Source organism: Candidatus Acidiferrales bacterium, assembly GCA_035934015.1.
In the GTDB taxonomy this organism is placed as follows: domain Bacteria; phylum Acidobacteriota; class Terriglobia; order Acidiferrales; family UBA7541; genus DAHUXN01.
This window is the reverse complement of sequence record DASYYH010000020.1, coordinates 166,700-192,455: the sequence shown is the minus strand read 5'-3', so window position 1 is coordinate 192,455 and position 25,756 is coordinate 166,700. Positions and strand designations below refer to the sequence as shown.

Annotated in this window: 19 protein-coding genes and 1 riboswitch; of the genes, 10 read left to right on the top strand and 9 right to left on the bottom strand. The window is 58.4% G+C overall.

Annotated features, from left to right (window positions below; all coding sequences use genetic code 11):
• Positions 1 to 23 precede the first annotated feature (23 nt).
• Positions 24 to 1,364 carry a citrate synthase gene (locus VGR81_10435; GenBank protein HEV2289358.1) on the top strand — a complete coding sequence of 447 codons (1,341 nt, stop codon included), beginning with the start codon at positions 24 to 26 and terminating at the stop codon, positions 1,362 to 1,364.
• 56 nt (positions 1,365 to 1,420) lie between these two features.
• Here the strand turns inward: VGR81_10435 and VGR81_10430 are convergent, their stop codons facing one another.
• Positions 1,421 to 2,263, bottom strand: a complete 843-nt coding sequence (locus VGR81_10430) for a GGDEF domain-containing protein (protein HEV2289357.1) — start codon at positions 2,261 to 2,263, stop codon at positions 1,421 to 1,423.
• Between the two features lie 137 nt (positions 2,264 to 2,400).
• Positions 2,401 to 3,219, bottom strand: coding sequence for a deoxyribonuclease V (nfi, locus tag VGR81_10425; GenBank protein HEV2289356.1), 819 nt, complete (start codon positions 3,217 to 3,219; stop codon positions 2,401 to 2,403).
• A 24-nt stretch (positions 3,220 to 3,243) separates the two neighbouring features.
• Between nfi and VGR81_10420 the strand changes: the two genes are divergently transcribed.
• Positions 3,244 to 3,612: an STAS domain-containing protein gene (locus VGR81_10420; protein HEV2289355.1), complete on the top strand. Its 369-nt coding sequence runs from the start codon at positions 3,244 to 3,246 to the stop codon at positions 3,610 to 3,612.
• Positions 3,613 to 3,626: 14 nt separating this feature from the next.
• Here VGR81_10420 and thrB read toward each other — a convergent pair whose 3' ends face one another.
• Positions 3,627 to 4,604 (bottom strand): homoserine kinase, encoded by a 978-nt coding sequence (gene thrB / locus VGR81_10415; protein HEV2289354.1) that lies wholly within the window; start codon positions 4,602 to 4,604, stop codon positions 3,627 to 3,629.
• A 2-nt stretch (positions 4,605 to 4,606) separates the two neighbouring features.
• On the bottom strand, positions 4,607 to 5,866 hold the full coding sequence (thrC, locus tag VGR81_10410) for a threonine synthase (GenBank protein ID HEV2289353.1): 1,260 nt from the start codon (positions 5,864 to 5,866) through the stop codon (positions 4,607 to 4,609).
• A 111-nt stretch (positions 5,867 to 5,977) separates the two neighbouring features.
• Positions 5,978 to 6,088: riboswitch (SAM riboswitch) on the bottom strand.
• Between the two features lie 154 nt (positions 6,089 to 6,242).
• Between thrC and asd the strand changes: the two genes are divergently transcribed.
• From asd to VGR81_10395, 3 genes are all read left to right on the top strand, one after another.
• On the top strand, positions 6,243 to 7,373 hold the full coding sequence (gene asd, locus VGR81_10405; GenBank protein ID HEV2289352.1) for an aspartate-semialdehyde dehydrogenase: 1,131 nt from the start codon (positions 6,243 to 6,245) through the stop codon (positions 7,371 to 7,373).
• A gap of 185 nt (positions 7,374 to 7,558) precedes the next feature.
• The gene (locus VGR81_10400) at positions 7,559 to 10,741 is read left to right on the top strand and encodes a hypothetical protein (GenBank protein ID HEV2289351.1); all 3,183 of its coding nucleotides are present in this window, start codon (positions 7,559 to 7,561) and stop codon (positions 10,739 to 10,741) included.
• 139 nt (positions 10,742 to 10,880) lie between these two features.
• Entirely contained in the window at positions 10,881 to 11,225 is a 345-nt protein-coding gene (locus tag VGR81_10395) for a carboxypeptidase-like regulatory domain-containing protein (GenBank protein HEV2289350.1), read from the top strand.
• A 403-nt stretch (positions 11,226 to 11,628) separates the two neighbouring features.
• Here the strand turns inward: VGR81_10395 and VGR81_10390 are convergent, their stop codons facing one another.
• Positions 11,629 to 14,052 (bottom strand): hypothetical protein, encoded by a 2,424-nt coding sequence (locus tag VGR81_10390; GenBank protein ID HEV2289349.1) that lies wholly within the window; start codon positions 14,050 to 14,052, stop codon positions 11,629 to 11,631.
• A gap of 617 nt (positions 14,053 to 14,669) precedes the next feature.
• Here VGR81_10390 and VGR81_10385 point away from each other — a divergent pair.
• A complete protein-coding gene (locus VGR81_10385) occupies positions 14,670 to 17,768 on the top strand; it encodes a carboxypeptidase regulatory-like domain-containing protein (GenBank protein ID HEV2289348.1) in 3,099 nt (1,032 codons plus the stop codon).
• Between the two features lie 103 nt (positions 17,769 to 17,871).
• Here VGR81_10385 and VGR81_10380 read toward each other — a convergent pair whose 3' ends face one another.
• Positions 17,872 to 18,138 (bottom strand): metal/formaldehyde-sensitive transcriptional repressor, encoded by a 267-nt coding sequence (locus tag VGR81_10380; protein ID HEV2289347.1) that lies wholly within the window; start codon positions 18,136 to 18,138, stop codon positions 17,872 to 17,874.
• A gap of 364 nt (positions 18,139 to 18,502) precedes the next feature.
• On the opposite strand from VGR81_10380, the gene VGR81_10375 reads away from it, so the two are divergent.
• Positions 18,503 to 19,981 carry a carbohydrate porin gene (locus VGR81_10375; GenBank protein ID HEV2289346.1) on the top strand — a complete coding sequence of 493 codons (1,479 nt, stop codon included), beginning with the start codon at positions 18,503 to 18,505 and terminating at the stop codon, positions 19,979 to 19,981.
• Between the two features lie 61 nt (positions 19,982 to 20,042).
• Here the strand turns inward: VGR81_10375 and VGR81_10370 are convergent, their stop codons facing one another.
• Positions 20,043 to 20,990, bottom strand: a complete 948-nt coding sequence (locus tag VGR81_10370) for a c-type cytochrome (protein ID HEV2289345.1) — start codon at positions 20,988 to 20,990, stop codon at positions 20,043 to 20,045.
• A 185-nt stretch (positions 20,991 to 21,175) separates the two neighbouring features.
• On the opposite strand from VGR81_10370, the gene VGR81_10365 reads away from it, so the two are divergent.
• Positions 21,176 to 21,757 carry a hypothetical protein gene (locus VGR81_10365; protein HEV2289344.1) on the top strand — a complete coding sequence of 194 codons (582 nt, stop codon included), beginning with the start codon at positions 21,176 to 21,178 and terminating at the stop codon, positions 21,755 to 21,757.
• Positions 21,758 to 21,824: 67 nt separating this feature from the next.
• Complete coding sequence (locus VGR81_10360; protein ID HEV2289343.1) at positions 21,825 to 22,673, top strand: SDR family oxidoreductase; 849 nt, start codon at positions 21,825 to 21,827, stop codon at positions 22,671 to 22,673.
• Between the two features lie 7 nt (positions 22,674 to 22,680).
• Here VGR81_10360 and VGR81_10355 read toward each other — a convergent pair whose 3' ends face one another.
• Entirely contained in the window at positions 22,681 to 24,045 is a 1,365-nt protein-coding gene (locus VGR81_10355; GenBank protein HEV2289342.1) for an AsmA family protein, read from the bottom strand.
• Positions 24,046 to 24,333: 288 nt separating this feature from the next.
• Here VGR81_10355 and VGR81_10350 point away from each other — a divergent pair, with 288 nt between their 5' ends.
• On the top strand, positions 24,334 to 24,828 hold the full coding sequence (locus tag VGR81_10350) for a hypothetical protein (GenBank protein HEV2289341.1): 495 nt from the start codon (positions 24,334 to 24,336) through the stop codon (positions 24,826 to 24,828).
• A 118-nt stretch (positions 24,829 to 24,946) separates the two neighbouring features.
• Here VGR81_10350 and VGR81_10345 read toward each other — a convergent pair whose 3' ends face one another.
• Complete coding sequence (locus VGR81_10345; protein ID HEV2289340.1) at positions 24,947 to 25,681, bottom strand: energy transducer TonB; 735 nt, start codon at positions 25,679 to 25,681, stop codon at positions 24,947 to 24,949.
• Positions 25,682 to 25,756: the final 75 nt, after the last annotated feature.

The following is a 25,756-nucleotide window of genomic DNA, read 5'->3' as shown; positions in this document are numbered from 1 at the left end:
GCGAGTCGAGGAGGGCCCCAAACGTGAGTCCAACAAAACCAGCTTCCGCGACGGCGAACGACGAAGCGAACGCGGCGCGGCGCGAGACGCTGAGCATCACCGACAATCGCACCGGCAAGCAATATGAAATTCCCATCCAGCACGACACGATTCGCGCGCTCGACTTGCGGCAGATTAAGGTACACGGCGACGATTTCGGAATGATGAGTTACGACCCGGCGTACACGAACACGGCCTCGTGCATCAGCCGCGTGACCTTCATTGACGGCGACAAGGGGATTTTGCGCTACCGCGGATATCCCATCGAAGAGCTGGCGGAAAAAAGCACGTATCTTGAGACCGCCTATTTGATTCTTTACGGCGAGCTGCCGACACGCGCGCAACTGGACGATTGGACCTATCACATCACGCACCACACGTTCATTCATGAAAGCATCAAGAAATTCCTCGACGGCTTCCATTACGACGCGCACCCGATGGGGATGGTTATTTCCGCGGTGGCGGCGCTTTCGACGTTTTATCCGGACGCGAAGGACATTCTCGACGAGAGCTCGCGGCAGAAGCAGACCTGGCGGCTGATCGGCAAAATGCCGACGATGGCAGCGTTCGCGTACCGGCACAGCCTGGGAATGCCTTACGTCTATCCGGATAACGAACTGAGCTATCCGGGAAATTTTCTGAACATGCTCTTCCGTACCACGGAATTGAAGTACCGGCCGAATCCGACGCTGGAGCGTGCACTGGATGTACTTTTCATTCTGCACGCGGACCACGAACAGAATTGCTCGACGAGCGCGATGCGCGGGGTGGGCAGTTCGCAAGTGGATCCGTATTCGGCGATTGCTGCGGCAACGGCAGCGCTCTATGGCCCGTTGCACGGCGGCGCGAACGAAGCGGTGCTGCGCATGCTGCTGGAAATCGGGTCTGTGAACCGCGTGGCGGAGTACGTCAAGCATGTGAAAGCGGGCGAGAAAAAACTGATGGGCTTCGGGCATCGCGTCTACAAGAACTACGACCCGCGCGCGAAGATCGTGAAGCGCATAGCGTATGAAGTCTTCGACGTGATGGGGCGAAACCCGTTGATCGATATCGCGCTGGAATGCGAAAGGATTGCGCTCGAAGACGACTATTTCGTGAAGCGCAAGCTTTATCCGAACGTGGATTTTTATACCGGGCTGATCTACCAGTCGATGGGATTTCCGATGACGATGTTCCCGGTGCTTTTTGCCATTCCGCGGACTTCGGGCTGGATCGCACAGTGGCAGGAAATGCTTCTCGATCCAGAGCAGAAAATCGCGCGGCCGCGGCAGATTTATCTGGGGTACGACTCGCGCAGTTATATTCCGATGGATCACCGCAGCTAACGTTCCGGATGGGAAGATTTCCGAAACGGACCGCACCGTCTGCGTGAGTCAGGTATTTAGTGCGTTTTGGCGAGCAGCCCGCCGCGCTTGTTTTCGTAAAGCGCCTTGTCGGCACGCTCCATCAGACACTGCGCGGTTTCGTCTTTTTCGTAAGCGGCCCAACCGGCAGCGCTGGCCACTTCCATTTCACTTCCCTGCAAATCCATTTTCAGTGTGCCCAGCCGCCTGACGAGGCTGGATACGGACTGAAGCTCACATTCCGGCAAGATCACTAGAAATTCGTCGCCGCCCATGCGCACGGCGAGATCCGAGGCGCGGATCAGCTTGCTCAAGCGATCGGAGAAAGTGCGCAGGACATTGTCGCCGGCGGCGTGGCCATATTTGTCGTTGATCGCTTTGAAGGAATTCAAATCGAGCATGAGAACGCTCAAGGGATGGCCGTAACGTTGAGAGCGCGCGACTTCGGCTTCCAGGCGTTCGAGGCCCAGGCGGCGATTCGAGAGGCCGGTAAGCGGATCGTGCGTCGCCAGGCGGTGAAATTCCTCGGCGCGAATTTTCAGGCTGGAAAGCATCTCCAAATGGTGCGCCGTCTGGCGGCGAAGACGCTTGATGAGCCATTGCTGATAAATCGTATAAAGGTTGAAGAGCAGAACCAATCCCACGAGGGCATGAACGGCGACATTGAGATTGAGCTGGAAGGTCTGGCTGGTCTCGCGAAGAATGCTGGGTAGAGCCACCATGACCACGAGGAACGTCAACAGCAGCATGACCATGACGGCGGCCCACCACATCCACCAGTCGCGGCGCTCGAGGCGCTTCAGGTCCTTTTGCGCGACTTCCATCTCCCGAAGCTGTAAATCCGAAAATGGCTCGACAACAGCAGAATCAAATTCCGGCACAAAAATGCCTTGGAGGAAATCTGTGGGGGCTCTGCTGAGGATTATAGCTTTACGGAGCCTGCGGCGCACACGGATGTTCGGTTTGTTGCCTGGAGTGAACGATTTCCAAAGGCAGGCGTGGAGCAACAAAAAGGCCGCTACTTCCGCTGCCTTTTCGCCCGGGCGCTGGCGTATTCGCCACGCTTGACGGCGGCGACGAAGCGATCAGCGTCGCGCGTGGGGCGTGGAATGCGATAACCATCGAGCACGGCGGTGACGAATTCGATGGCGCGAGAGAGCGAAATCCGGTGGCCTTGCGTGACGTAAATCGGGCGGACATTTTTGCGCGTTCGCAGCGCAGCGCCCAAAATTTCCTCACCATCGAGCAGCGGAGTCCACGAACCTGTGCGAGCCGACGGCTCAGCGTGCGAGCCGACGAGGATGGATTTCGCGCAGCCGATGGCGGGGCGATCCAGCAAGAGGCCAAGATGACAGGCGATGCCGAAGCGGCGCGGATGCGCGTAGCCGTGGCCATCATAGAAAATCAGGTCCGGCGCGTGGCGAACGCGCGCGAATAGCTTCAGCAGCGCGGGGATTTCGCGGAAGCTCAGCAAGCCGGGAACGTAGGGAAACGTAAGCGGCGCAGTGACCCAGGCGCGCTCGATTTCCTGCATCTGAGGAAAACGGTAAAGCACCACGCCGGCGATGGCGCGATTGTGAGCGAGATCGAAGGCCAGATCGGCGCCAGCGACGACGCGAATGCGCGGCAGGCGGTCGGCAAGTTCCAGGCGCTTGCGCAGGCGCAATTGAATCTGCACGGCTTCGCGAGGCGCGACGCGCCACGGATGCAGGCGAAGGAATTTCATCCAATTGAAACTATACGCCGGGTGAGGTTGCTTTTGCGAAGCGGGGAGAAGAGCGAGCGTGGCGTTCGGGCGTATAATTTGGATTCGATTCGGCGCTGGCAAATGGGGCAAGCGCCGCTCCCCGCGGAGACGCAGATGCAATTGAAAATTTCCAGCCGGCAGTCGGGCGATGTCACGGTTGTGGACCTCGAGGGGCGCGTGGTCATCGGGAGGGAAAACGACGCGCTGAACGAGCAATTGGAAAAAATGGCGCGCGGAGGCGGGAAAAAACTCCTTGTGAATCTGGCGAAGGTCACGCAACTGGACAGCTCCGGGATTTGCACGCTGGTGCGAGGGCTTACGACGGCGAAAAATTCCGAAGGCGTTTTTAAGATTGTCCACGCGGGAGGCAAGGTGCAAGAAGTGCTGGAAGTGATGCACCTTACGCGCGCGATTCCCACGTTCGACGATGAGGCGAAGGCCGTCGCGAGCTTCAGCACAACCGCAGATTCCGCGCCGGGATAATCCCGAGCTCAGAATCAGGCGCCGAGAGCTGCGGGCGCGACGCAATCCCGCGCGCCGCGATTTTCGGCCTTGAGAAAGTGGGCGCGCGCCCCTAGGCCGGCCCGGCGGAATTCCTCAACCAAAAGTCCAGCAATCTCCGCAGTATTCCTTCGCGTAAATGCCAGAACCGAAGAACCCGCGCCGCTGAGAAAGACTCCCAGCAAATCCGGATGCGACAGATTCAGGCAGCGGTCGAGGCCGGGAATCAGCGCGCTGCGATAAGGCTGATGCAGGCGGTCGCGGAAAAATTCGCGCTGAAGATCGAAGCGTCCGGAAAACATCGCGGCGACAAATAGAGCCGTGCGCTGAAGATTGTGCACGGAATCGGCGCGATGGTATGCGGCGGGCAAAACTGCGCGTGCCTGCGCCGTGGGCATTGCCAGTTCGGGAATGACGGCGGCAATTTCCACGTCTTCGGGCATTTCCGTTTTGAAAGCCAGTACTTCACCGGAATCTTCGCAGCGCGCGGAGACGACGAAACCGCCGTGATATGCGGCGGCGACATTGTCGGGATGCCCTTCGATTTCCGCGGCGAGGCGGAGGATTTCTGACGCTTCGAGTTGAATTGCGCAGAGGCGCGCGCCTGCGAGAATCCCCACGACAATTGCGGCGGCGCTGGAGCCGAGTCCGACGCCGACAGGGATTTCATTTTCGATTTCGATTCTGGCGTGGGGAATTTCTGCATGGGCATGCGCAGCGACGCGGCGAATCGCTTGAGAGACGAGATTCGAATCATCGAGCGGAACACGGCCGGGTTCTGGACCACGATAAGAAATTTCCAGGCCGGAACGCCGAGGCGGCGCAACGCGAAGCCGCAAATAGAGATTCAGCGCCAGCGCAGCGCAATCGAACGCGCAGCCGAGATTTGCGGAGGTCGCGGGAACAATGATGGCAGAGCTGGAATCGAACGCAGCGCTGCCGGTGACAGACGCGCAAGCGGGAGAAGTGGCCACGTTCAATCTCCTGCCGCGACAGCCGCGGGCGCGCCGAGTTCGGCGAGATAGGATTCGAAGGCGGCCAATTTGGGCTCGATGGCCGGCGCGGCGGTGAACTCGCCGGAGAGCGCGTCGGTGGTTTTCAGGCCGTTGCCGGTGATGCAAAGAACAGTTGTTTCACCGGCGGCGATGCGGCCTTGAGCGATCAGCTTCTTCGCGCACGCGACGGTCACGCCACCGGCGGTCTCTGCGAAAATGCCTTCGTTTTCAGCGAGAAGGCGAATTCCCGCGACGAGTTCGGCGTCGCTGGCGTCTTCGGCCCATCCGCCGCTGGAACGAATTGTCTTCACCGCGTTCTCGCCGTCCGCAGGATTGCCGATGGCGAGGGAGCGGCAAATGGTCTTGGGGCGCTGCGGATCGATTTCCTCGGACTGATTCTTCACCGCCGTGGAAATTGGCGAGCAACCTGCCGGCTGAGCGCCGAAAATTTTTACGGGCTTCGGCTCGACGAAGCCGAGCTCGACGAGTTCGTGGAAGGCCTTGGCGATTTTCGTGATGAGCGAGCCGCCGGCCATGGGCACGATGACGTTGTCTGGCAGACGCCAGCCCAGCTGCTCGGCAATCTCGAAGCCGACGGTCTTCGAGCCTTCGGAGTAATAAGGGCGCAGGTTCACGTTGACGAAACCCCAGTGATAGCGCTCGGCGATCTGCGCGCAGAGGCGATTCACCTGATCGTAATTGCCGCCGATGCGCACGACGCGCGCGCCGAAGACTTCCGTGCCGAGGACTTTAGCGGCTTCGAGATCGGAGGGAATAAAAATCCACGCTTCGAGCCCATTGCGCACGGCCTGTGCGGCGACGGCGTTGGCAAGATTGCCCGTCGAGGAGCAGCCCACGACTTTGAAGCCGAAAGCTTTGGCCTGCGCGAGGGCCATGGCCACGACGCGATCCTTGAACGAAAGCGTGGGGAAACACGCGGCGTCGTTTTTCAAGTAGAGATTGCGCGAGCCGATACGTGCGCCGAGGCGCGGCGCTTCGACGAGTGGCGTGAAGCCGACGGGCAGGCTGGAGCGATTTTGCGGCTCGATGGGCAGCAGCTCCGCGTAACGCCAGATATTGGAGGGGCGCGCGGCGATTTCTTCGCGCGTCAGGATTTCGCGGATGGCGCTCAAATCGTAGCTGACTTCGACGGGCGAGAAGCAATCCTCGCAGAGAACGAGCGGACCATTGCCGAGCAAGCGGCCGCATTGGCGGCAGCGCAACTGAAACAAAGGAGCCATTTCATCTTCCTCAAATCACGCCGAGAGGTGAATTGCGGATTCGAGCGTTTGAGCGCAAAAAGAACTCAACGGTCGAGTATGGGAAGAGACGCAAACTGCACTGCTGCGTAAGTCTCATGTCCCCCGCGACTCGGGGCAGGAATTGGCACCGCGGTTCTGGAAGTCCTGACTCGGTTGCCGTGGCGTCCTCGGGCCTGATCCCTCGGCCACTCTTCATGAGACTCAGATCGGAAGGACCTGAGTCCGAAGGCCTGTAATGATAATCTAAGTGGAGATGCTTCTCAAGGCGCACGCTGCGAACAGCCGAAATCAGCGGTTGATGCAGCAGGAAATGCGGCTGAAGCGCGCTGCGGAAGATTCAGGAGTTTAGACGACAGTGGAAAAATTTCGGGTGGGAATTCTAGGAGCGACGGGCGCGGTGGGACAGCGATTCGTCCAACTGCTCGAGCATCATCCGTGGTTTGAGGTCGCGGAAGTGGCGGCGTCGGAGCGCTCCGCCGGAAAGGCGTATGTGGACGCAGCCGGATGGCGGCTGGATACGCCGCTGCCGAAGGCGGCGGGCGGTCTTTTAGTGAAGGATTTGCGTCCAAATCTGGATTGCGATTTTGTTTTTTCCGGACTGGATTCCTCAGTGGCAGGAGAAGCGGAAGAAGAATTCGCTAGTGCAGGTTATCCGGTGATCAGCAACAGCCGGAATCATCGCATGGATGCCGATGTGCCTCTGCTCATACCCGAAGTGAATCCGCAGCACACGGCGATTTTGCCGCACCAGCAAGCAGCGCGAAATTATTTGACGGGTTTCATCGCCACAAATCCGAATTGTTCGGCGATTGGACTGGCGCTGGCGCTCAAGCCGCTGGAAGATGCATTTGGCCTGGAGGAAGTCTTTGTCGTGACGATGCAGGCGATTTCCGGCGCGGGACATTCCGGCGTGGCCGCAGGCGCAATTCACGACAATGTGATTCCTCACATCAGCGGCGAGGAAGAAAAGATGGAAGCCGAGCCACAGAAAATCCTCGGCAAGCTCGAAGCGCAGCGGTTCGTGCCGGCGGGATTTCGCGTCAGCGCGCATTGCAATCGCGTGCCGGTAATCGACGGCCACACGGAAGCGGTCTCCGTGCGGCTGAGGCGAAAGGCTTCGCTTGAGGAAGTCCGCGAGGCGTTTCTGAGTTTTACGGCGGAGCCGCAGCGGCTGAAATTGCCCTTTGCGCCTGCGCATCCGATTCTTCTGCGCGAGGAAGCGGACCGGCCGCAGCCGCGGCTGGATCGCAACGCGGAAAATGGCATGGCGGTTGTTGTCGGAAGACTCCGGCCGTGCCCACTGGCTGATTTCAAGTTCACTTTGCTTTCGCATAACATGATTCGCGGCGCGGCGGGCGCGGCGATTTTGAACGCGGAACTGCTGGCAGCGCAGGGACATCTGCGGCGGCGAAATGGATCCGATGCGGAGCATAAACAGTTACTCGGCGCCCGGGCGTTAGAAGCTGGGAGCCGACGCAGTGGTTAGTTTGCGGCGCGCAGTTTCCCGCTGATGCACAGCAGAGAATCATCCCCTGCCTGCAAACGCACCACACTCCCGAAATCCGCAAGCCCTAAACGCATCATCGGACGCATCCCTCGCTGAACAGGACGCGAGCGTTATATACTGCGCGTTCTGATTCGGAGAGCTTCACAGAGGGAGGCTTGAACCACGTGAGAAATTTTATTCGCTGGATGTGTTCGGCTGCCGCAATGATTGTGTGCCTGTCGGTCTTCTTGATCGCCTTCATCGCATCCTCGCAACGCGCCGTGGCCCAGCAAGTGGATGCGAGCCTCTACAGCGCGATGCGCTGGCGACTGATCGGTCCTTATCGCGCCGGACGCGTCACGTCCGTCGCCGGAATCCCGGGCGATCCATCCACATATTATTTTGGGACGCCGGGCGGCGGCGTTTGGAAGACGACGGATGGAGGCGTGGTGTGGAAGCCGATTTTTGACGCCGAGCACGTGGCTTCCATCGGCGCAGTGGCGCTGGCACCGTCGGACACAAATATTATTTACGTTGGAACGGGTGAGCAGACTCCAGGAAACGGAGTTTACAAATCCACCGACGCGGGCGCGACGTGGACGCACATTGGACTGGAGGACACGCACTTCATCAATTCGGTGGTCGTCGATCCGCGGAATCCGGACATCGTGCTCGTTGGCGCGATGGGCGACAACGCGGCGAGCGAAAATCGCGGCGTGTATAAGACGACGGACGGCGGAAAAACGTGGAAGAAGGTGCTGTATCAGGACGATATGACAGGCATCGCGGACATGGTGCTCGACCCGAATAATCCGCGCGTCGTTTACGCGGCGCTGTGGCATCCGTTTTCGCGCGTTTTCTTCGCGTCGGCGGGAGCGCCGCTGAAGGGTCCCGACGCGTGGATTTACAAATCGACGGATGAGGGTTCCACGTGGAAACGGCTGGATGCAGACGGAATGCCTTCGGACAAATGGGGCCGCACGGGAATTGCCGTCGCACCGGGGGATCACGGGCGGCGGGTATTCGCCATCGTCGACGAGGGGCTATATCGCTCCGATGACGCGGGCGAGAACTGGAAGCAAATTACGAAAGATCCGCGCGTCGTGGGCAGTGGGTATTTCAGCCGCGTGTTCGTCGACCCCAAGAATGCCGACATGGTTTACGTGGTGCAAACCTGTCTGTATCGCTCGACGGATGGCGGGAAAACTTTTGAAGCGTTCAAAGGCGCGCCAGATGGCGACGACTACCACGTGTTGTGGATCGATCCGGCAAATTCGAAGCGTCTGTTCCTGGGCGTCGATCAAGGCGCGATCATCAGCGTGGATGGCGGCAAATCGTGGACGACGTGGTACAACCAGCCTACCGGCCAGCTCTATCACGTCTCGGCCGACAATCAATTTCCGTACATCATTTACGCGTCGGAGCAGGATAGCGGCAGCGTGGCGATTCCCAGCCGCAGCGATTTCGGACGCATCCGCGACCGCGACGTTTTTGCGCCGGATGGCTATGAATTCGGATACATCGTGGAAGATCCGGTGCACCCGTACTACGTCTATTCGGATGGCGCGCCGGGGACGATTGTCCGGCTGGACCGCAGAACGAATCAGGCGATGACCGTCTTCGTCGCCGGCCTGAAATACCACGTCTCATCCAACGCTCCGCTGGCGTTTTCCCCCGAAGACCCAAATACGCTGTATTACAGCGCGCAGTATGTGCTCGAGACGAGCGACAGCGGAATGACCTGGAGCGAAATCAGCCCGGATCTGGGCGCGCGGCCGGAAGTGAAATCTTCCGGCGGAACGGGGCGCAGACCGAGTCCGCGAAATGGCGTGATCAGTGCGCTCGCGCCGTCGCCGGTTTCGTCGAACGTAATGTGGGCGGGCACGACGAACGGGCTGATTCAAATGACGCGCGACGGCGGCGCCACATGGCAGAACGTTTCGCCGCCGGAATTGACCGACCGGAGTTTCGTGAGCATCGTGGAAGCGTCGCCTTTCGACGCCGCGAGCGCCTACGCGGCGGCCGACAATTTCAATGACCTAAAGCCGCACTTCTATCGCACGCACAACTACGGCGCGACGTGGCAGGAGATCAATGACGGGTTTCCGCAAAGCGGGATTGCTCGCGTCATCCGCGAGGATACGGAACGCAAAGGATTGCTCTATGCGGGAACGGAGACAGGCGTCTACGTTTCTTTCGACGACGGCGACCACTGGCAATCGCTGCAGCTCAATCTGCCGACGTGCTCGGTGCGCGATTTGATTGTTCATGGCGATGACTTGGCGATTGCGACCTATGGGCGATCGCTCTGGGTGCTCGACGACGTGACGCCGCTGCGCCAGGCCAGCGCGCAAGTGGCCGGCGCGGATGCCTATTTTTATCGGCCGGAGACGGCCATTCGCACGATTTGGGACAACGATCAGGATACGCCGCTGCCGCCAGAGGTTCCGGCCGGGCAAAATCCGCCTGATGGCGCTTTCCTTGACTACTATTTGAAATCTGCGCCGCAGGGCGACATCACTATGGCGATTTACGATTCGATGGGAAATCTAATTCGTCAGTACACGAGCGCGCCGCCAAAATCCACGGACCACAAGCCGGACGCCGTGCCGGAATACTGGTTCGCGCCGCCGACGGTGCTGCCGAAGGACGCGGGCATGAATCGCTTCGTGTGGAATCTGCGCTATCCGCATCCGGAGGCGCTGAGCTACGGAGTTTATGGCGGACTTCAAAAGTACGTGGAATTTTACGGCACGCAGGATGCCATTCCCGGCGTCACGCCGCGCGATCAACCGCTCGGGCCGCTTGTCGTTCCGGGCGATTACTCGATCGCTCTAACCGTGAATGGCCAGACGTACCGGCAGGCGCTGCACGTTGAGAAAGACCCGCGCGTTCCGGCCGCGCAATACGATTATGTTTCGCTGTTCAATCTGATCCAGCGAATGGCGAACGGAATGTCGGCGAGCTACGACGCGTTTGGCCGCGCGGAAGCGTTACATGCGGCCGTGGAGGATCGTCTGAAGGGCCTGAGGGCCAATGCGCAGGCCAAGGACGCACTCGACGCGGCGACGACATTCGAAAAGAAGCTGGATGACATACAAAACGGCGGCAGCATGGCGCCGGGATTCGGGACGGTCAATAGCATTCTGACGCAGGAAGTCTACGCCGCGAATATGGGCGATGGCGCACCGCCGCAAACCGTGAAGGACTCCACGAACGTGGCTTGCACATACCTCGACAAGGATTTCGAGGCGTGGCGTAACTTGAATGCGCACGATCTGCCCGCGCTGAATTCTCTCTTGCAAAAATACAATCTGGCGCCGATTGCAGCGGCACAGATCCAAGCGTCCGCTGGCTGCGGAAAATAGCCGGAGACGCATGGCGCAAGCGCGTACTGTGTTCGGCATGGCTCGTCCGTCAGGCCAGTTGCCTAACACGCGACTTGCTCGGCGCGGATGCACTTGCCTTACGTTTGCATTGCTATGATTGCGCAAGCGGAGGTGCATCGTGCGACGAAAAATCACCTGGGCTCTCGCAATTTCGCTTTTCGCTATCGCCAGTGCCGCTGCGCGCCCGTCCACCGGCAGGATTGCTGGCGTGGTGCTCGGTGCCAATGACCGGCCAGTCGCTAATGCGGATGTGGTGATTGAGCGCTCGGACGGCTCGCATCCAGCAGCGACACATACGGATGCAAAAGGGCAATACGCCGTGAAATTCCTCGTTCAAGGGTATTACGACATTCGCGCTTCTCGAGGCGAATCGGCCTCGCCGTGGAAGCACAATGTAATCGTCAGGTGGGGACAGACGACGGAAGTGAATCTGCGCCTGCGTCGCATTCCGCCATCGAAATAGGCGGGGTGGCTATTGCCCTGCAGACGGGCTGGACAGTACCTTTCACGCGAGATATGTCTCCTAAGTTCTTTATTTTCAATAAAAGTACCGGCGGGAAAGTACTATCCCATTAGACCCTCCGCATTATTGTTACGGTTGCGAGCCCTCTCTAGCATGGCATAGCGGGTTGGGGGACGTGCTGCGGGGACGACGGCTCCTAAAGGAGCCGGGGCCGCTTCCAACCCGAATCAAGCCCGCTGCCGGTGTTCCCCCAGCATTAACCCCCACCGGCAGCGGAGCTCTTTAACTCCTCCTGGAACGCTTCGCAAAAAACGCGCCAATGAGATTGCCCTGCGAGCGGGGCTTGCCGCGCAGAGGCGCGACATTTCCATTCCGATGAGGCAGCTTCATTTCGGCAGGTAATCTAGAAGGTGGTGATCCCGAGGAAAATGTCGGGATAGGCGTTCAGGTCATTGAGTACGAGGTTGCTGGCCGCGGAGTAGAACACGACAACATGTCCCGGCCCGTTGATCACCGGAGCCAGCGACGCGCCGTTTCCCGCGGCATGAATTGCGGATACACTCGAAATTGCAGTGCTTGGCGCGCAGCCATTGAGCCCTTGAATGCAGGTGTTGCGAACGTAGATGTTCTCGAAGCCATTTGTGGGCGTAGCGGTAAGATTCGTCGCCAGCGAAGCATAGGCGACAAACTGTCCTGTGCTGCCCAGGCTCGGGGATTCGCTCAACGCATTTGCGGGTGAAACTCCATCCGTGGCGACGGAGATCAACGAAGTCGCCGGCTTGCAGCCCGTTGCCACGCCCTGGCACGTATCGCGCAGATAAATTTCCTGGGTGCCATTCGAGGATGTACCGAGATCCGTCGCCGTGGAAGCAAAGGCAACGAACCGGCCGTCAGAGGTCATCGCCGGCTCGCCGCTTGCACCGTCCGCGAAGGTTGTACCATCCGGAGTCGAAATCAGGGTTGCGGCGCTCGACGTGCAGCCTTTCGAAATGCCGATGCAGAATCCGGTGCGATAGACTTCCTGTGCGCCGCCGGAACCTCCGCCAAGATTCGTTGCCGCGGACGTGAATACGACAAATTGGCCCGTCTTCGTGGAGACGACTGCAGGCTGAGAACTCGCGCCGGCAGCAGGAGTTGTGCCGTCAGGCGTGGAGACCAGATACGTCGTCGGCTTGCAGGCCGTCACCGAGACTCCCAAGCAAGTGTCGCGCAGGAAAATTTCCTGTGCGCCGGTCGTCGCGCTCGAGACGAGGTTCGTTGCCGTGGAAGCGAAGGCGATGAAGCGGCCTTCCGAGCTGATGGAAGGTCCGCCGGAGCCGCTGTTACCCGGAGTCACACCGTCTGTGGCAACGGAAATGAGCCCCGTGGTTTGCGTGCAAGCGGAACTGGATCCGACGCCTGCGCACGGATTGGCCACGAAAACCTGCGGGGTGACGCCATCGAAGTTAATTCCGGAAACGAGGTCCGTGGCCAGCGAGGTATACGTAACCTCCGTTCCGTTCAGATCCACCGCCGGTTCGGAACTGGGGCCGTTTGCCAATACCGGCTGAGTGTTGTTTCCATTGGCGATCGAACCGCCCGGCCCGACGTTCACAAGGATGGTCCGGGGCACGCACCCGGTCGCTTGGCCGAGGCAAGTATCACGCAGAAAGATATTCGGCTCGCTGTTTGTCAGCGGATTCGGCGGCGGATTAATCAGGGTGGTTTGGAGAAGATTCGTCGAAGAGGAAACGAAAATTACGAATCGCCCGCTCGGATCCATGGCCGGACCGGAATTCGGCGGAGCCGTGGCACCGTCGTTCGCTTGCACGCCATCTGTCGCCACATCCACCAATTCCGGCAGGCCAAGGCCGGTTGACGACGGAATCACGGAGAAAGGAAGAGTCCCTGAAGCGCCTCCGCCCGGAGTTGGATTCACAACTTGCACGGTGTACGTTCCGGCTGCCGCCAAGTCTCCGCTGGAGAGAGCCGCCACCAGTTGCGAGCCGATGAAAGTAGTCGGCCTGCCGCTTCCGTTGATGAGGACCTGGCTTGCCCCATCGAATCCGCTTCCCTGGACTCCCAGCGAACCCGTGATCACGCCGGCGACATAGACAGAAGGGGAGACCGAGGTAATGATGGGGACGGGATTCACCACGTTAAGCACAAGTACGTTCGATGTTCCTCCGCCCGGCGGATTCAATCCGACCGCCGGCGGGTTCACAACGGCGACCTGCAACGGGCCCGCCGTTGCAAGATCGGTGGAATTCAGCGAGGCGCGAACTTCGGTGCCATTTACGTAATCGCCGCTCGACGAGCCATTCATCTGGCGGTTGTTGCCATTCACGGTGACAACCGAGGTATAGACGAAATTGGAACCTATAACTGTGATCGTCGGTCCACTGCCTCCGGCAAGCACGCTGTTCGGAATAATGGAAGTGATGATCGGTATTGGCGGAGCCGTTGTTGTCACCGTCAGATAAACGATGTTTGAAGTTCCTCCGCCGGGCTGCGGAGAGAATACGGTGACGTCAATCGTGCCGGGCGTGTTGAACTGCGCTTGGAGGGGATTTACCGGGTTGATGGCCGCGCTCAACTCGTTCTGTCCAAACTTATCGAAAATTGTGACCTGTGGCGCTCCGTTCAACAAGATTAGCGAGCTGGGCGCAAATCCGGAACCGTTGACGATCAGAGTAAATTGCGTTCCGGCAGCAGGGACCGACGTGGGAGAAATAGTCGAGATTGCCGGGATCGGCAGATTGATGATATCTCCGCAGGAAACGAGTGGAATCACAACAGCGGCCAGTCCCAGCGCCAAAATTAAGGTTCTTTTTCGTATGTCAAGCATTCCTTGGTTCTCGATTATTGATCCCTGTCCGGAACTCGTGCGCCCAGAGTTTGCCAACAGCGTTGCGGCAATCCAAGAGACTACTAAAGATGAGGAAACAGGGCAACCGGGATGTCCCGCTTTCCAACGGGACGGACCACATCTCGCGAGCCACAACAGGCAAGAAATCGTCCGATTGACCAGCAACATGCAATGCACATGAGAGAGCCACAAAATGAATATGGCACTTCGGCCGGTCATGATATGAAACGAAGGAAAATGCAAAGTACGGATTATTGTTACCGCAAACAATATATATATCCTGTTTTACGTACAATATGCTATACATTAAAATATATGATATACATCATTTAGCGGCTATGTGCTTATATTTCTATTGTTTGCAGATATATACGTAATGTTACGATATGGTTTCAGCCTTGCATACTCGCCTCAGTCGGAGTTAGAGCATTCGGCTAGATTCGTGAAATGTCAGTTTTGCACTCGGGCGGTGCCGAGCTGGCAAAAATTGGCGAGCTTGGCCCAGCCCAAACCGCCCTCTTCGCTTCGACACTTCCACTACAAAGGTGCAGCGAGCCCGATATTCTTCAAACTTGTCAAACGTTCAAGGAGGGATCATGCAAAACATAAGCGAGACAAAATTTTCTTTTCTCGTGTTCGCGCTTCGCTCCGCTGGAGTGGTGGCGCTACTTTTCGCATTGAGTTCCGTGGCGATGGCGCAGTCGACAGCCACGCTGCAAGGACTCGTCACGGATGCATCAAACGCCGCGGTGCCCGGCGCCACGGTGCTCATTCACAACCAAGGTACCGGCGTGGATGTTACGACGAAGACGGATCAAGCCGGTGACTACGTAATGCCTGGATTGCTTCCGGGCCTTTACACCATCACCTTCAACGCCAATGGATTTCAGAGCTTCGTTATTAAGGATTTGAAGCTCGACGTGGCCACGACGGTCACAGAAAACGCGCAACTGAAAGTAGGGGAAGTTACGCAGGAGGTGGTCGTTAATGGTGGCACACCTCTAGTGAATCCGAGCAGCATTTCCGTGAGCCAGGTGATTACGCAAAAGACGGTGCAGGAGATTCCTTTGAATGGCCGGCATTTTCTGGATCTGGCTAACCTGACGCCCGGGACGATGACGGCGCCCCAGAATGGATTCCTGGTCTCCCCGCTGCAGGGCTTGGGCGCACTGAGCATTGATACGGCCGGTCAGCGCGAAACGACAGTGAATCTGCTGGTCAACGGCGTCAACTTGAACGATGAAGTACAGAACCAAGCCACGTTCCAGCCGTCAATTGATACGGTGTCGGAATTCAAGATCGACAACTCCACGTTTCCCGCGCAGTATGGCAGAAACTCCGGCGCGATTATCAACATCGCCACGCGCTCGGGAACGAACGATTATCACGGCGAAGCGTTCGATTTCCTGCGCAACAATTATTTCGACGCGCGCAACTTTTTCAATCCCGTGGGCACGACGCAATCACCTCTCAACCGCAATGATTTTGGCGGCGACTTCGGAGGGCCGGTCAAGAAAAATAAGGCATTCTTCTTCGCCAGCTATGAGGGCCTGCGACAGCTTCACGCATTACCACTGGAGGTGAGCGTTCCGGGAACTGGAACCACTTCTTCAAATACTGTGGTCAACAGCCTTCTGACTCTGCTTGCGAAGGACGCGCCGGCGAATGGCACGTTGGGCGGACAACCGGCCTTCTTCGGGTCCACGAACGCACCGGTGAATGTAGACATCGGAACAGGCGACCTGGACTTCAATTTGACCAGCAATGATCAATTTCATGGTTACTATGCCATTGAAAAAGATCATCGCTTTGAGCCGACGTCGGCGACTAACGTTCCTGGTTTCGGCGACACGCGCGACGGATCGCGGCAGCTTTTGACCCTGAGTGAGAGCCACATTTTTAATCCCGACATGACCAACCAGGTTCGTCTTGGATTCAACCGCCTGCACATCACGTTCTTACCGAACGACAGCAATCTCACGCCATCCAGTTTTGGCATTGGCCTTCCGGCTACAGTGCCTAACGTTGGTCTGCCGAGCATTGTGATCCAAGGACTCCCGTCCGGGGTTCTGGAGTTCGGTAACCCTGGCGGGGAACCTCAGGGACGCGGCGACACCACAGTGGCGTTCAACGACACAATGACCTGGCTGAAGGGCAAGCACACGGTCGACTTCGGTGTGGATATCAGCCGGTTCTACAACAATAATATTGGAGAAAACGTGGGCTCGTTCACATTCAGCTCACTTACCAATTTCCTGAATGACGGGGCTGCAGCCTTCTCGACTCTCGAAGGCAACTCAGACAACAAGGTTCTGATGCCCTCATGGGGCGCTTTTGTTCAGGACAGCTACAAGTGGAAACCGAACCTGACGTTCAATGTCGGTTTGCGCTATGACTGGAACGGGACGCCAACTGAGGCGGCCAATCGGTTCGCCGTATTTGATCCAAGTTCAGATTCGCTGGTTACTATCGGCACTCCGGGATTTGGCCAGGTTTTCCCGACGAACAATAAGCTATTTCAGCCGCGCGTGGGCCTCGCCTGGGATCCGTGGGGTGACGGCAAGACGGCCGTACGCGTCGGTTATGCGATCCTTGATCAACAACCGACGACGAACGTCGTTTCCGGATTGACGGGAAATCCGCCGTTTGCGGTGCCGCTGGCGAGCAGTTCCGCCACAAACAGCATTACGTTGGAGGCTCCGCCGACGAATCCCAAGACAGTCTCGCCTTTCACTGTCGATCCGAACTACCACGACGCCTACGTGCAGGATTGGAACGTCACAATTCAGCGCGAGCTGACCAATACATTGGGCATTCAAGTGGCTTACGTCGGCTCCAAGGCCACTCATTTGCAGCAGGAAGTGAACCTCAACCAGCCCGCAGTCGTCGCCGGCGTTTTTGGGGTGAAGACTGCCGCTCCATACGCAAACTTCAGTGAAATACCGGAGGTCACGAGCAACGGCAATTCCAATTACAACGCCCTCTGGGTGACAGCCAAGAAACAGGCGACTCATGGGCTTGAGTTCTTGGCGACCTACACGTGGTCGAAATCTCTCGACTACGCCTCGCTCGATTTCCCGAACGTTCTTCCGCAGGACAGCAACAACCTGCAGAATGAGTACGGACCTTCGGATTTCGACGCGCGGAACCGTTTTGTGCTGAGCGGTTTCTATTCCTTGCCGTTCAAGGGGAATCGAGCGATTTCCGGGTGGCAGGTTGCAGTTGTCACACAAGCGCAGAGCGGCAATCCGCTGACGGCGTATATGTCCGGAGTCAGCGGTCTTTTCCCGGGTGCCGTCGTGCGACCCAATGTGACAGGGCCGATCGATGTCACCGGCAACCCATCAAACTGGATTGCGAACCCAGGCGTCTTCACCAATCCGTGCAGCTCAGCGAGTGGAACGCTGGTCTGCGCCCCTGGAAACGAAGGCCGGAACTCGATCATCGGGCCGGACTTTGTAGACACGGACTTCTCGTTGATTAAGGACACGAAGATCACCGAGCGGGTCACGTCCGAATTTCGGGCGGAAGCGTTCGATATCTTTAATCATCCCAACTTCGGCGATCCGAACTTCGTTTTCAACGCGGCGACGGGCACTGCGCTGGCTTCCAGCGTGATTAACTCGACGCGCTTCCCGACGGGTGACTTCGGCTCGTCGCGACAGCTCCAGTTTGCGCTGAAGCTGATTTTCTAAACCAAGCCGCGTAACGCGGCTATTCACCGGGGCGGGGCCGCTGCAAGGCGGCCTCGCTTTTTTGTTTGTGCCATGATGTTCTGTGAGCCGGCACAAAGGAGAGTTACTTCAGATACGTCCGGATGATGTCAATGACGTCATCGGCGGCTTCTTCCGAAGATTTGGAATTTCGCGGCATGTGATGGCGAATGTGGTCCTCCATCAGCTCCCCCATCAGGCTATTGATGGCGCCGCGCGCCGCGGCCAGCCGCTGGAGAACGTCGGAGCAGTGCGCATCCTCTTCAAGCGCGCGCTGGACGGCTTCCAGCTGGCCCACGACTTTCTTCGTGCGATTAATCAGATCGAGTTTTTCTCGCGAAAGGTGCGACATTTTGCTTGACTACCCTATTGGGGTATGGTATCCAATCTGCGGGCTCGATGCAAGAGGGCCCGGGAAATCAGAGCTTATGGAACTTTCACGGCAAGAACAGGAACCTCCGGGTAGCGCGAATCCGAATTTCGCGAAAAGCGAGCATAGCATAAGGCCCTTCTGAGCTCACCGTCTGCTCGCTCTCACGAAACCGATCAACGAGGCGAGCGGGAATCCATGCAGCGTTGCGATCCCCCTCACAAGAATGATCTATCGGTGCGGCGGCTGGCTTTGCAATTCCAAAGTTGCCGATTTTCGCCGCGCAAACTGTACCTCGCGAGCCCGGGCAGCCGGCGCATTGGTTGAGGTTAATGAAGTGCGTCAAATGGCAAAGAAAACATTCTCGTTGCTGGCGTATTTGATTCTCGTCTGCTTGTTGATACTCGGCGGAGAAAGAACTCGCGCGCAAACATCTTCTGCCGCCGGAACGCAGCAGACGCAAGACCAGGTTTCGCTGAATCCACCGCAACAAATAGAGACGGACTCCGGCGCTGCGGCTTCGGGCGATCCTGATTCGGATGCGCTTACGATCTTTCCTCATCTGGATTCCACGCGCTATTGGCTCTCGGGTCAGGCCAATATCATCCTTCAATGGCATCCCGCATTTCCTGCAAAGTATAGCGGTCCAAACAGCCTCTCGGCGGCGGCGCAAAGCTCGACGTCCCATGTTTTCACCGTCTATACAGGTTATGAGCTCTCTGATACGACTCAGGTCTTCGCTGACGCGGAGGATTCCACCGGTCCGGGAATTGGCGACGCTCTGGGTCTGGCCGGGTACACGAATCTCGACGTCGTGCGCACAGCCGACGGAGTTGTTTTGACGCACGCGCCGTATCTGGCGCGGCTCTTGCTTCGCCAGATCATTCCGCTTTCACACGAAAAGGTTTCCGCCGAACGCAATTTTCTCAATCTCGCCACTTCGCTGCCAAAGCGGCGACTCGAATTCTGGGTGGGCAAATTCACCATGCCTGATTTTTTCGATACCAACGGCCCGGGTAGCGACTCGCATCTCCAATTCTTGAATTGGACTGTGGACAATAACGGCGCGTATGACTACGCGGCGAATACCCGCGGCTATACCGACGGCGCGATGGTGGAATACGACGATGGCCGGTGGTCCGCGCGATTCGCCGAGGCGCTGATGCCTAAAGTTGCCAATGGCATCAATCTCGACGCCGATGTGGCGCGGTCGCGCTCGGAAAATTTCGAGGCGGACTACAATGGCGGATTCCTGCATCACCGCGATGGCGCAATTCGCATTCTCGCGTATTTGAATCATGCGGACATGGGGAATTATCGCGAAGCTATCGAAGAATTTCTTGCCGGGGACACTTCAAAGCCCACCATCACTGCCACGCGCCGGCAAGGACGCCACAAGTACGGCTTCGGATTGAATTTCGAGCAAAATCTAACGGGCCAGCTTCGCGCCTTTGGCCGCTGGGGCTGGAGCGACGGACACAACGAATCATTTGTTTACACGGAAGTGGATCGCACGCTCGAACTGGGGGCCGACAACAGCGGCGATTCGTGGCGGCGCAAGAACGACCGCGCGGGCTTCGCTTTTTCGCTCAACGGAATCTCCGGCGATCACGCGCGCTATCTCGCCCTGGGAGGCGACGGCTTTTTGCTCGGCGACGGCTCTCTGAATTACGCGCATGAGAAAATCGTGGAGACGTATTACACAGCGCATATCTGGCGCGGGACATTTGTTTCTTTCGATCTGCAGCACATCAACAATCCCGGCTACAACCAGGACCGCGGGCCGGTGCTCGTTCCCGGCGTGCGCGCGCACGTGGATTTTTGAAAGCGGTGCGTTCGGCTCGCGCATTCGCGCTGCGCGCCAAACGGCGAGGCCGAATCCGGTGTTACTTGTTTCCTCGCGCTACGGGATAACCCTGCGCGACCCAATCGTGCGCGAAGTCCTGCGGGAGCAGAAGGACGACCAACCGCGTAAATCCCATTTTGCGCAGCTCGTCGTACGCCGGATGGACGTTCGGGCAGTTCTCCCAGGGACAGCAGCCGCAATAAATCACGATTTGCTGATTCTTGGAAAGTTTGGCCGCTTCTGCTTTCAGGTTTGCCAGGCCGGATGGCGTCGAAGCCATTCCAGCGTAGATGGCTCCGGGAATATGTCCTCCCTCATAGAGGGCGCGCGCGCCGACTTGAAGCACCATTGGGCGCTCGGCCTTCGGCCCGGCGAGCTTCGCGGCCAGAGCCTCGGGCGAAATCTGCCGCGCGTCTTTCCAATCCGGCGTGCTCGCCGGAGCGGATGCGCTTGACGTCGTTGATGCTGGCGGATCTCCCGCAGGCAGCTTGAGAATGGAGGCAGCTTCCGGCGGAAGCTTATCGGCGCGGGCAAGGAGCGCGCTGACGTGCCACATTTCATCATCCTTTAGCGACGCGTGGAATCCCGGCATGCCGGTCAGGCGTATGCCGTTTTTCACTTTCCAGTAGGTAACGCCCACCGGGTCGTCGGTCACCGTGCCGTCGGGCGTGAAGAGCTGCGGCGGATCGGGGAACATCCCTTTGGCGGCCGCGCTTTCTTGCTGCCCTGGAAGACCATGACAAAAGACGCAATTCATCTGATAGACGGTCGCTCCGTCGGTGAGGTCCGCCGTCGTGAACGTCGAAGCATCTCGCTTGGGAGCTTCACGACTGATTCTGGCGTGCAACGCTTTCCGCGCAAAATACCTTTCCATGGGCATGGGGCTGTCCGACGTCGCCACAGGAGCAAGGCCGTAGCTGAAGTAAACATACGCTCCCGCAAAAACGATTGCGAATCCCACAAGGATCCCCAAAATGAATTTTTTCACAGCTCGAATCTCCTTCCGGCTGCCGATCGCGCTGCGACCCACACGCCTCGGTGCTCAAAAAATTGCAGCGACAATTATGCATCCAGTTCTTATTCTTGCGCGACATATCTTTCGCCATTTGGAAGCTGAAAAAAGGTAAGCTCGTACGCCTGTAATTCCGCGGTTTCGTATGTGGGAGGCAATCCATGCTTCGAAGGTTTGTCCGCCTTTTGTTCTGGGCCTGGTTCGCTCTTTCCGGCGCTGGTTTTGCGGCGACGGCTTTCGCCCAGCAATCTCCGGCTTCGCAAGCTCCGGCCAATTTGCCGGCGGCGAATCCCGCCGACGTCTCGACGGCGAACGAAATCCTCGCCGCGATGTATGACGTCATCTCCGGCCCGGCTGGAAAGCAGCGCGACTGGAATCGCTTCCGTTCGCTCTTCACTCCCGGTGCGCGCTTGATTCCGACAGTTCCAAAGCCGGGTGGAGGAGAAACCACGCGCGTGCTTACGCCGGACGACTACGCCAGCCGAGGGCAGGCCTATTTCGAAAAGAGCGGATTTTTCGAACGCGAGGTTGCGCGCAAGTCGGAACGCTTCGGCGGCATCATGCAGGTTTTCAGCACGTATGAATCTCGCCACGCCGCGAACGATCCCAAGCCGTTCGCGCGCGGCGTCAATGGCGTGCAGTTATTTTTCGACGGAACGCGCTGGTGGATCGTCACGATCTACTGGCAGGAGGAAACTGCCTCGATGCCCTTGCCCAAGGAATTTTTGCCGCGCGCGCATTGATTTCGCCGCGGCGGACGCTCGCGCTTGCCGGGCACGCCAGTGAAATGGGGATTCGGGGAGAGCCGCGATGTTTCAGACGGACTTGCTGAAGGGAAGAACCATATTGATTACCGGAGGCGGCACCGGCCTGGGCCGATCCATGGCTCTGCGCTTCGCGGAGCTCGGCGCAAATTTATTTTTAATTGGCCGGCGCGAAGAACCGCTCGCGAAAACCTGCGAAGAAATCCGCGCTAAGAAGGCTCGCGCGGCGTATGCCATGTGCGATGTCCGCGATTTCGCGGCCGTAGAAGAAGCTATAGCGGCGGCGGAGAAGGAATTCCAGCGCGTCGACACGCTCGTCAACAATGCCGCCGGCAATTTTATCGCGCGAACAGAGAAACTTTCCGTCAATGCCTTCCATGCCGTGGTGGACATCGTGCTGCAGGGAACATTTCATTGCACGCTGGCGCTCGGGCGAAAATGGATCGCTGCAAAACAGCCTGGCAATGTGCTCAACATCGCCGCCACGTACGCCGCGGTTGCTTCCGGCTCCGGATTCGTCGTTCCCTCCGCGTGCGCCAAGGCCGGCGTGCTGGCCATGACGCGTTCGCTCGCCGTGGAATGGGCGCGCTACCGCATCCGCATGAATGCTATCGCGCCCGGTCCGTTTCCGACCGAAGGCGCGTGGTCGCGTCTCCTGCCATCCAAAGAATTGGAAGAGCGCGCGCGGCAGGCGCATCCCATGAAGCGCTTTGGCCGCCATGAAGAGCTGGCCAATCTTGCCGCCTATTTGCTCAGCGATTTATCGGAATACATCAACGGCGAGTGCGTGGTCATCGATGGTGGTCTGTGGCTCCGCGGCGCGGGCGAATTCAACGACTTCGCCGATTTCCCCGACGCCGCATGGGATGCCCTCGAAGCCGCGCGCAAAAAATAGGCGCGCGCTATTGCGGCTTCTTCCTTTTCAGCAGTCCGCCGAGCATGCCTCCCAGCTGGCCCTTCGTCGGAACTTTCAGCTGGTTGAGAGGCGTCTTATTCAGTCCGGCGATGTCTGCGGTCACGTGCGGATCGGACGTCGTTCCATCCACGTGGAACGGTATGCCGCCGCCCTGATTGAAAAACGGTAGTTGCGTCAGTTTTGCAAGCGGGCTCGAGCCTTCGAGTTTTGCGATTAGGTGAAAATCCAGAGCGTTGTTCGCGCTGACCGTTCCTGAACCGGTGACGTCGCCGATTCCGGGAATTTCCACGTTTACGCTCTCCGCGCGAACGCCCGCGGGTCCATAGCTCACATTCGAGCTTGCCACTTTGACCAGCGTATCGTTGCCCGTCTGCGCGCTGGACTGCCCCAAAGCGCCGGCGAGTTTCGATCCCAAGCTGTAACCGGCGAGCGTGACATTATTCAAGCTGACCGGCCCTTGAGACACAAATCCTTCGAGAGGCCCGCGCAACGCCAAATTCGCTTCGAGCGTGCCGCCCTTGAGCGACGATCCGCTTGGCAACGCATATCCCAACACGGCCAGAAGATTTTCGATGTCCTCGGCGGGCACGCTGTGCGCTTTCAACTCGCCGTCAAATGGCAAATGATTCGCGTCTCCATTGCCGAGCGGCCCGACTTTGCCCGTGAGGTTCAGCTTGCCGCCGGTGGGAGTCTTGGCGTCGAATTGAAAGGGAAACGCCGAGGCCTCGGAGATATTCTGCGCGGCGATATTCACGTTCTGATAGACGTTCGTAGCCGACATAGCTTCGCCTACGCGCCGCAAAGAAACTGTGGCGCCGGAGATCTTCAAGCTGTCCACGGTGATGCTGTTCGCCATCGAAGTTGTCGTCGCTGGAGTAGCGGGCGGATCGGCAGGCGGGTCGCTGGGAGGATCATTCGCGGTCGCCGCTGCCGGTTTGGCGTTTGCCGGAGCTGCGCCCCCCAGCGTCGAGAAATTCCATTGGCCAGCCGCGGTGCGCAGCAATTGGAGCTGCGGATCGTTGATGTCGAGCGAATGGACGTGCAACTGCCGCGAAAGAATCAGTGGCATCACGTCGATGCCGATGGCCAGCGATTTCGCGGTCAAAAAATCCTCTTTGCTGAATGCCGCATCGTCCGCGATGGAAATCTCGTCGGCCTTCAGGCTGCCCGAGAGCAAAGAAACGCTCAGGTGCCCGATCTCGACTTTCCGGCCAAGCTCTCCGCTCAGCGCATTCTCGATCTGCGGGCGGAAACGGTCGGCGTCGATGAAAAACGGCGTGATGATCAGAATCAAAAAAATCACAACAATGACAATCAAAGCGATGAAAAGAGGTTTTCTCTTTTTGGCCATGGGGCACCTCGCGGAAAGCCAGAGCTACAAGAAGCGATCTCGATTCCAGCCAGATGTTATCGCCGCACGGGGCATGGCTGCAAGAGATAGCTGATTGTGCAATCCTCTTTGCGAATTGCCAACCGATGCCTGGATTGTGACATCTAAAGTATCGGCCAGCCTGGAAGGCTGAAAACCGGAGCCGAACCGTGTTACGGGAGTTGGCGGGAATCGGGCTCGGTCTTTGCGCGCGAGCGGTCGCGCCAGTTTCAACGCTCGCCTTCCCATTCCAATTCGGAGGAATTTTTGATGCGAAAACTCGCCCTTCTGCTCGGAGTCATTTTCCTTTTGCCGCTGGCTGCGCACGCGCAGGGCTTTGACGCTTACGGCGGCTATTCCTATTTCCGTCTGGACAGTTCTCCGGACACATCGAGCCTCAATGGCTACGATCTGTCCTTCACCGACAACTTCTTCAAGGTATTCGGGGTTACCGCTGATCTCGGGGGCGACTACGGCAAGATCAGCGGCGTCAGCTCCACGTTGCATACGTTTCTGGTCGGACCCGAAGTGCGCTTCCCCTCCACGATCTCGCCCTTCGCGCGCATCATGATTGGAGGCGCGCACGTCAGCGGCGGAGGCTCTTCCGACACATCGTTCGCCACGGCAATCGGCGGCGGTGTTGATATTCATGAAGGGCATTTCCTGTCCTTTCGGCCGCTGCAGATCGATTACATCCATACGGGTTTCGGCGGATCGGGGCAAAATAACCTGCGCTATTCCGTTGGAATCGATTTCCGATTCTGACGAACGCCGCGGATAATTAGTGAATCCCTGTGCGAAAGGCCGGCAGATGCCCTGCCGGCCTTTCGCTTTTCCCGGCGAGCAAAATATCGGCGATGGCGGCGGAACGCGACACAACGACTTACGGATCCAAGAGGAATCGCACGGTAACGTGCGTCTCGACCTCGACCGCTTCGCCATCGAGCAGAGTGGGGCGGTAGCGCCATTGGCGTACGGCGGACACGGCGGCCGGAGCAAGTAGCGGGCTGCCGCTCAGGACTTCCACGGAGCGCACGCGTCCGTCGCGCCCGATGATGGCCCGCAGCTCGACCGTTCCCGAAATCCTTGCCATTCGCGCGATTTCCGGATACTGCGGTTGAACACGGTTTGCCAGAAGCCCTTCCTGCACGCTTTCGCTTCGTCGAATGATTTGCGGCGGCGCGGGGCGGGGCTGCTGAAGCAACGGCGTGTCTACTGATGCGTCAAAAATTCCCAGTGGCTGATCCGAAAAACTTTGAGGACTGCCTGGAATCTCAGGCGCAGAAGAAGGCGTAACGGCCGCTATGCGCGATACCCGCGTTGGCGAAAGATTCGGATTCAATGGCACAAACACCTGCGACGCGTTCGCAGTTTCGCGGGCATGAATTACGGCTGGCCTCACCGCAGGCGTGCCAGAAAACGGAATGTGTGGCAGGAAGATAAATTGCGGTGGCAATGCGCTCGTGTTCATGAGCGGCAATATCACGAGGACTGCTATCGTCAGGACTTCAACTGCCAGAGCGGCACTTAGAGCGCCGCGGCGGCGCCGTTTCGCGCGCCCCTCTGTCTCCGAGTCGCCTTCCACCAAACATGTTTTCAGAAATCGCTCGCCTCGCATGGACGCACCCCTCGCAAGTCGTTTTTTCGAGTCAAGAATCCTCGCGCACGGATGAAATTCAGCCGTACGAAAGTT

Bases quoted from the DNA above. Each gene is read 5' to 3' on its own strand.
- VGR81_10350 (HEV2289341.1), top strand. From the start codon at position 24,334: ATGCGAAAACTCGCCCTTCTGCTCGGAGTCATTTTCCTTTTGCCGCTG.
- thrC (HEV2289353.1), bottom strand. From the start codon at position 5,866: ATGGCTCCTTTGTTTCAGTTGCGCTGCCGCCAATGCGGCCGCTTGCTC.
- VGR81_10420 (HEV2289355.1), top strand. From the start codon at position 3,244: ATGCAATTGAAAATTTCCAGCCGGCAGTCGGGCGATGTCACGGTTGTG.
- VGR81_10380 (HEV2289347.1), bottom strand. From the start codon at position 18,138: ATGTCGCACCTTTCGCGAGAAAAACTCGATCTGATTAATCGCACGAAG.
- VGR81_10355 (HEV2289342.1), bottom strand. From the start codon at position 24,045: ATGGCCAAAAAGAGAAAACCTCTTTTCATCGCTTTGATTGTCATTGTT.
- VGR81_10345 (HEV2289340.1), bottom strand. From the start codon at position 25,681: ATGCGAGGCGAGCGATTTCTGAAAACATGTTTGGTGGAAGGCGACTCG.
- VGR81_10390 (HEV2289349.1), bottom strand. From the start codon at position 14,052: ATGCTTGACATACGAAAAAGAACCTTAATTTTGGCGCTGGGACTGGCC.
- VGR81_10385 (HEV2289348.1), top strand. From the start codon at position 14,670: ATGCAAAACATAAGCGAGACAAAATTTTCTTTTCTCGTGTTCGCGCTT.
- VGR81_10360 (HEV2289343.1), top strand. From the start codon at position 21,825: ATGTTTCAGACGGACTTGCTGAAGGGAAGAACCATATTGATTACCGGA.
- VGR81_10375 (HEV2289346.1), top strand. From the start codon at position 18,503: ATGGCAAAGAAAACATTCTCGTTGCTGGCGTATTTGATTCTCGTCTGC.
- VGR81_10365 (HEV2289344.1), top strand. From the start codon at position 21,176: ATGCTTCGAAGGTTTGTCCGCCTTTTGTTCTGGGCCTGGTTCGCTCTT.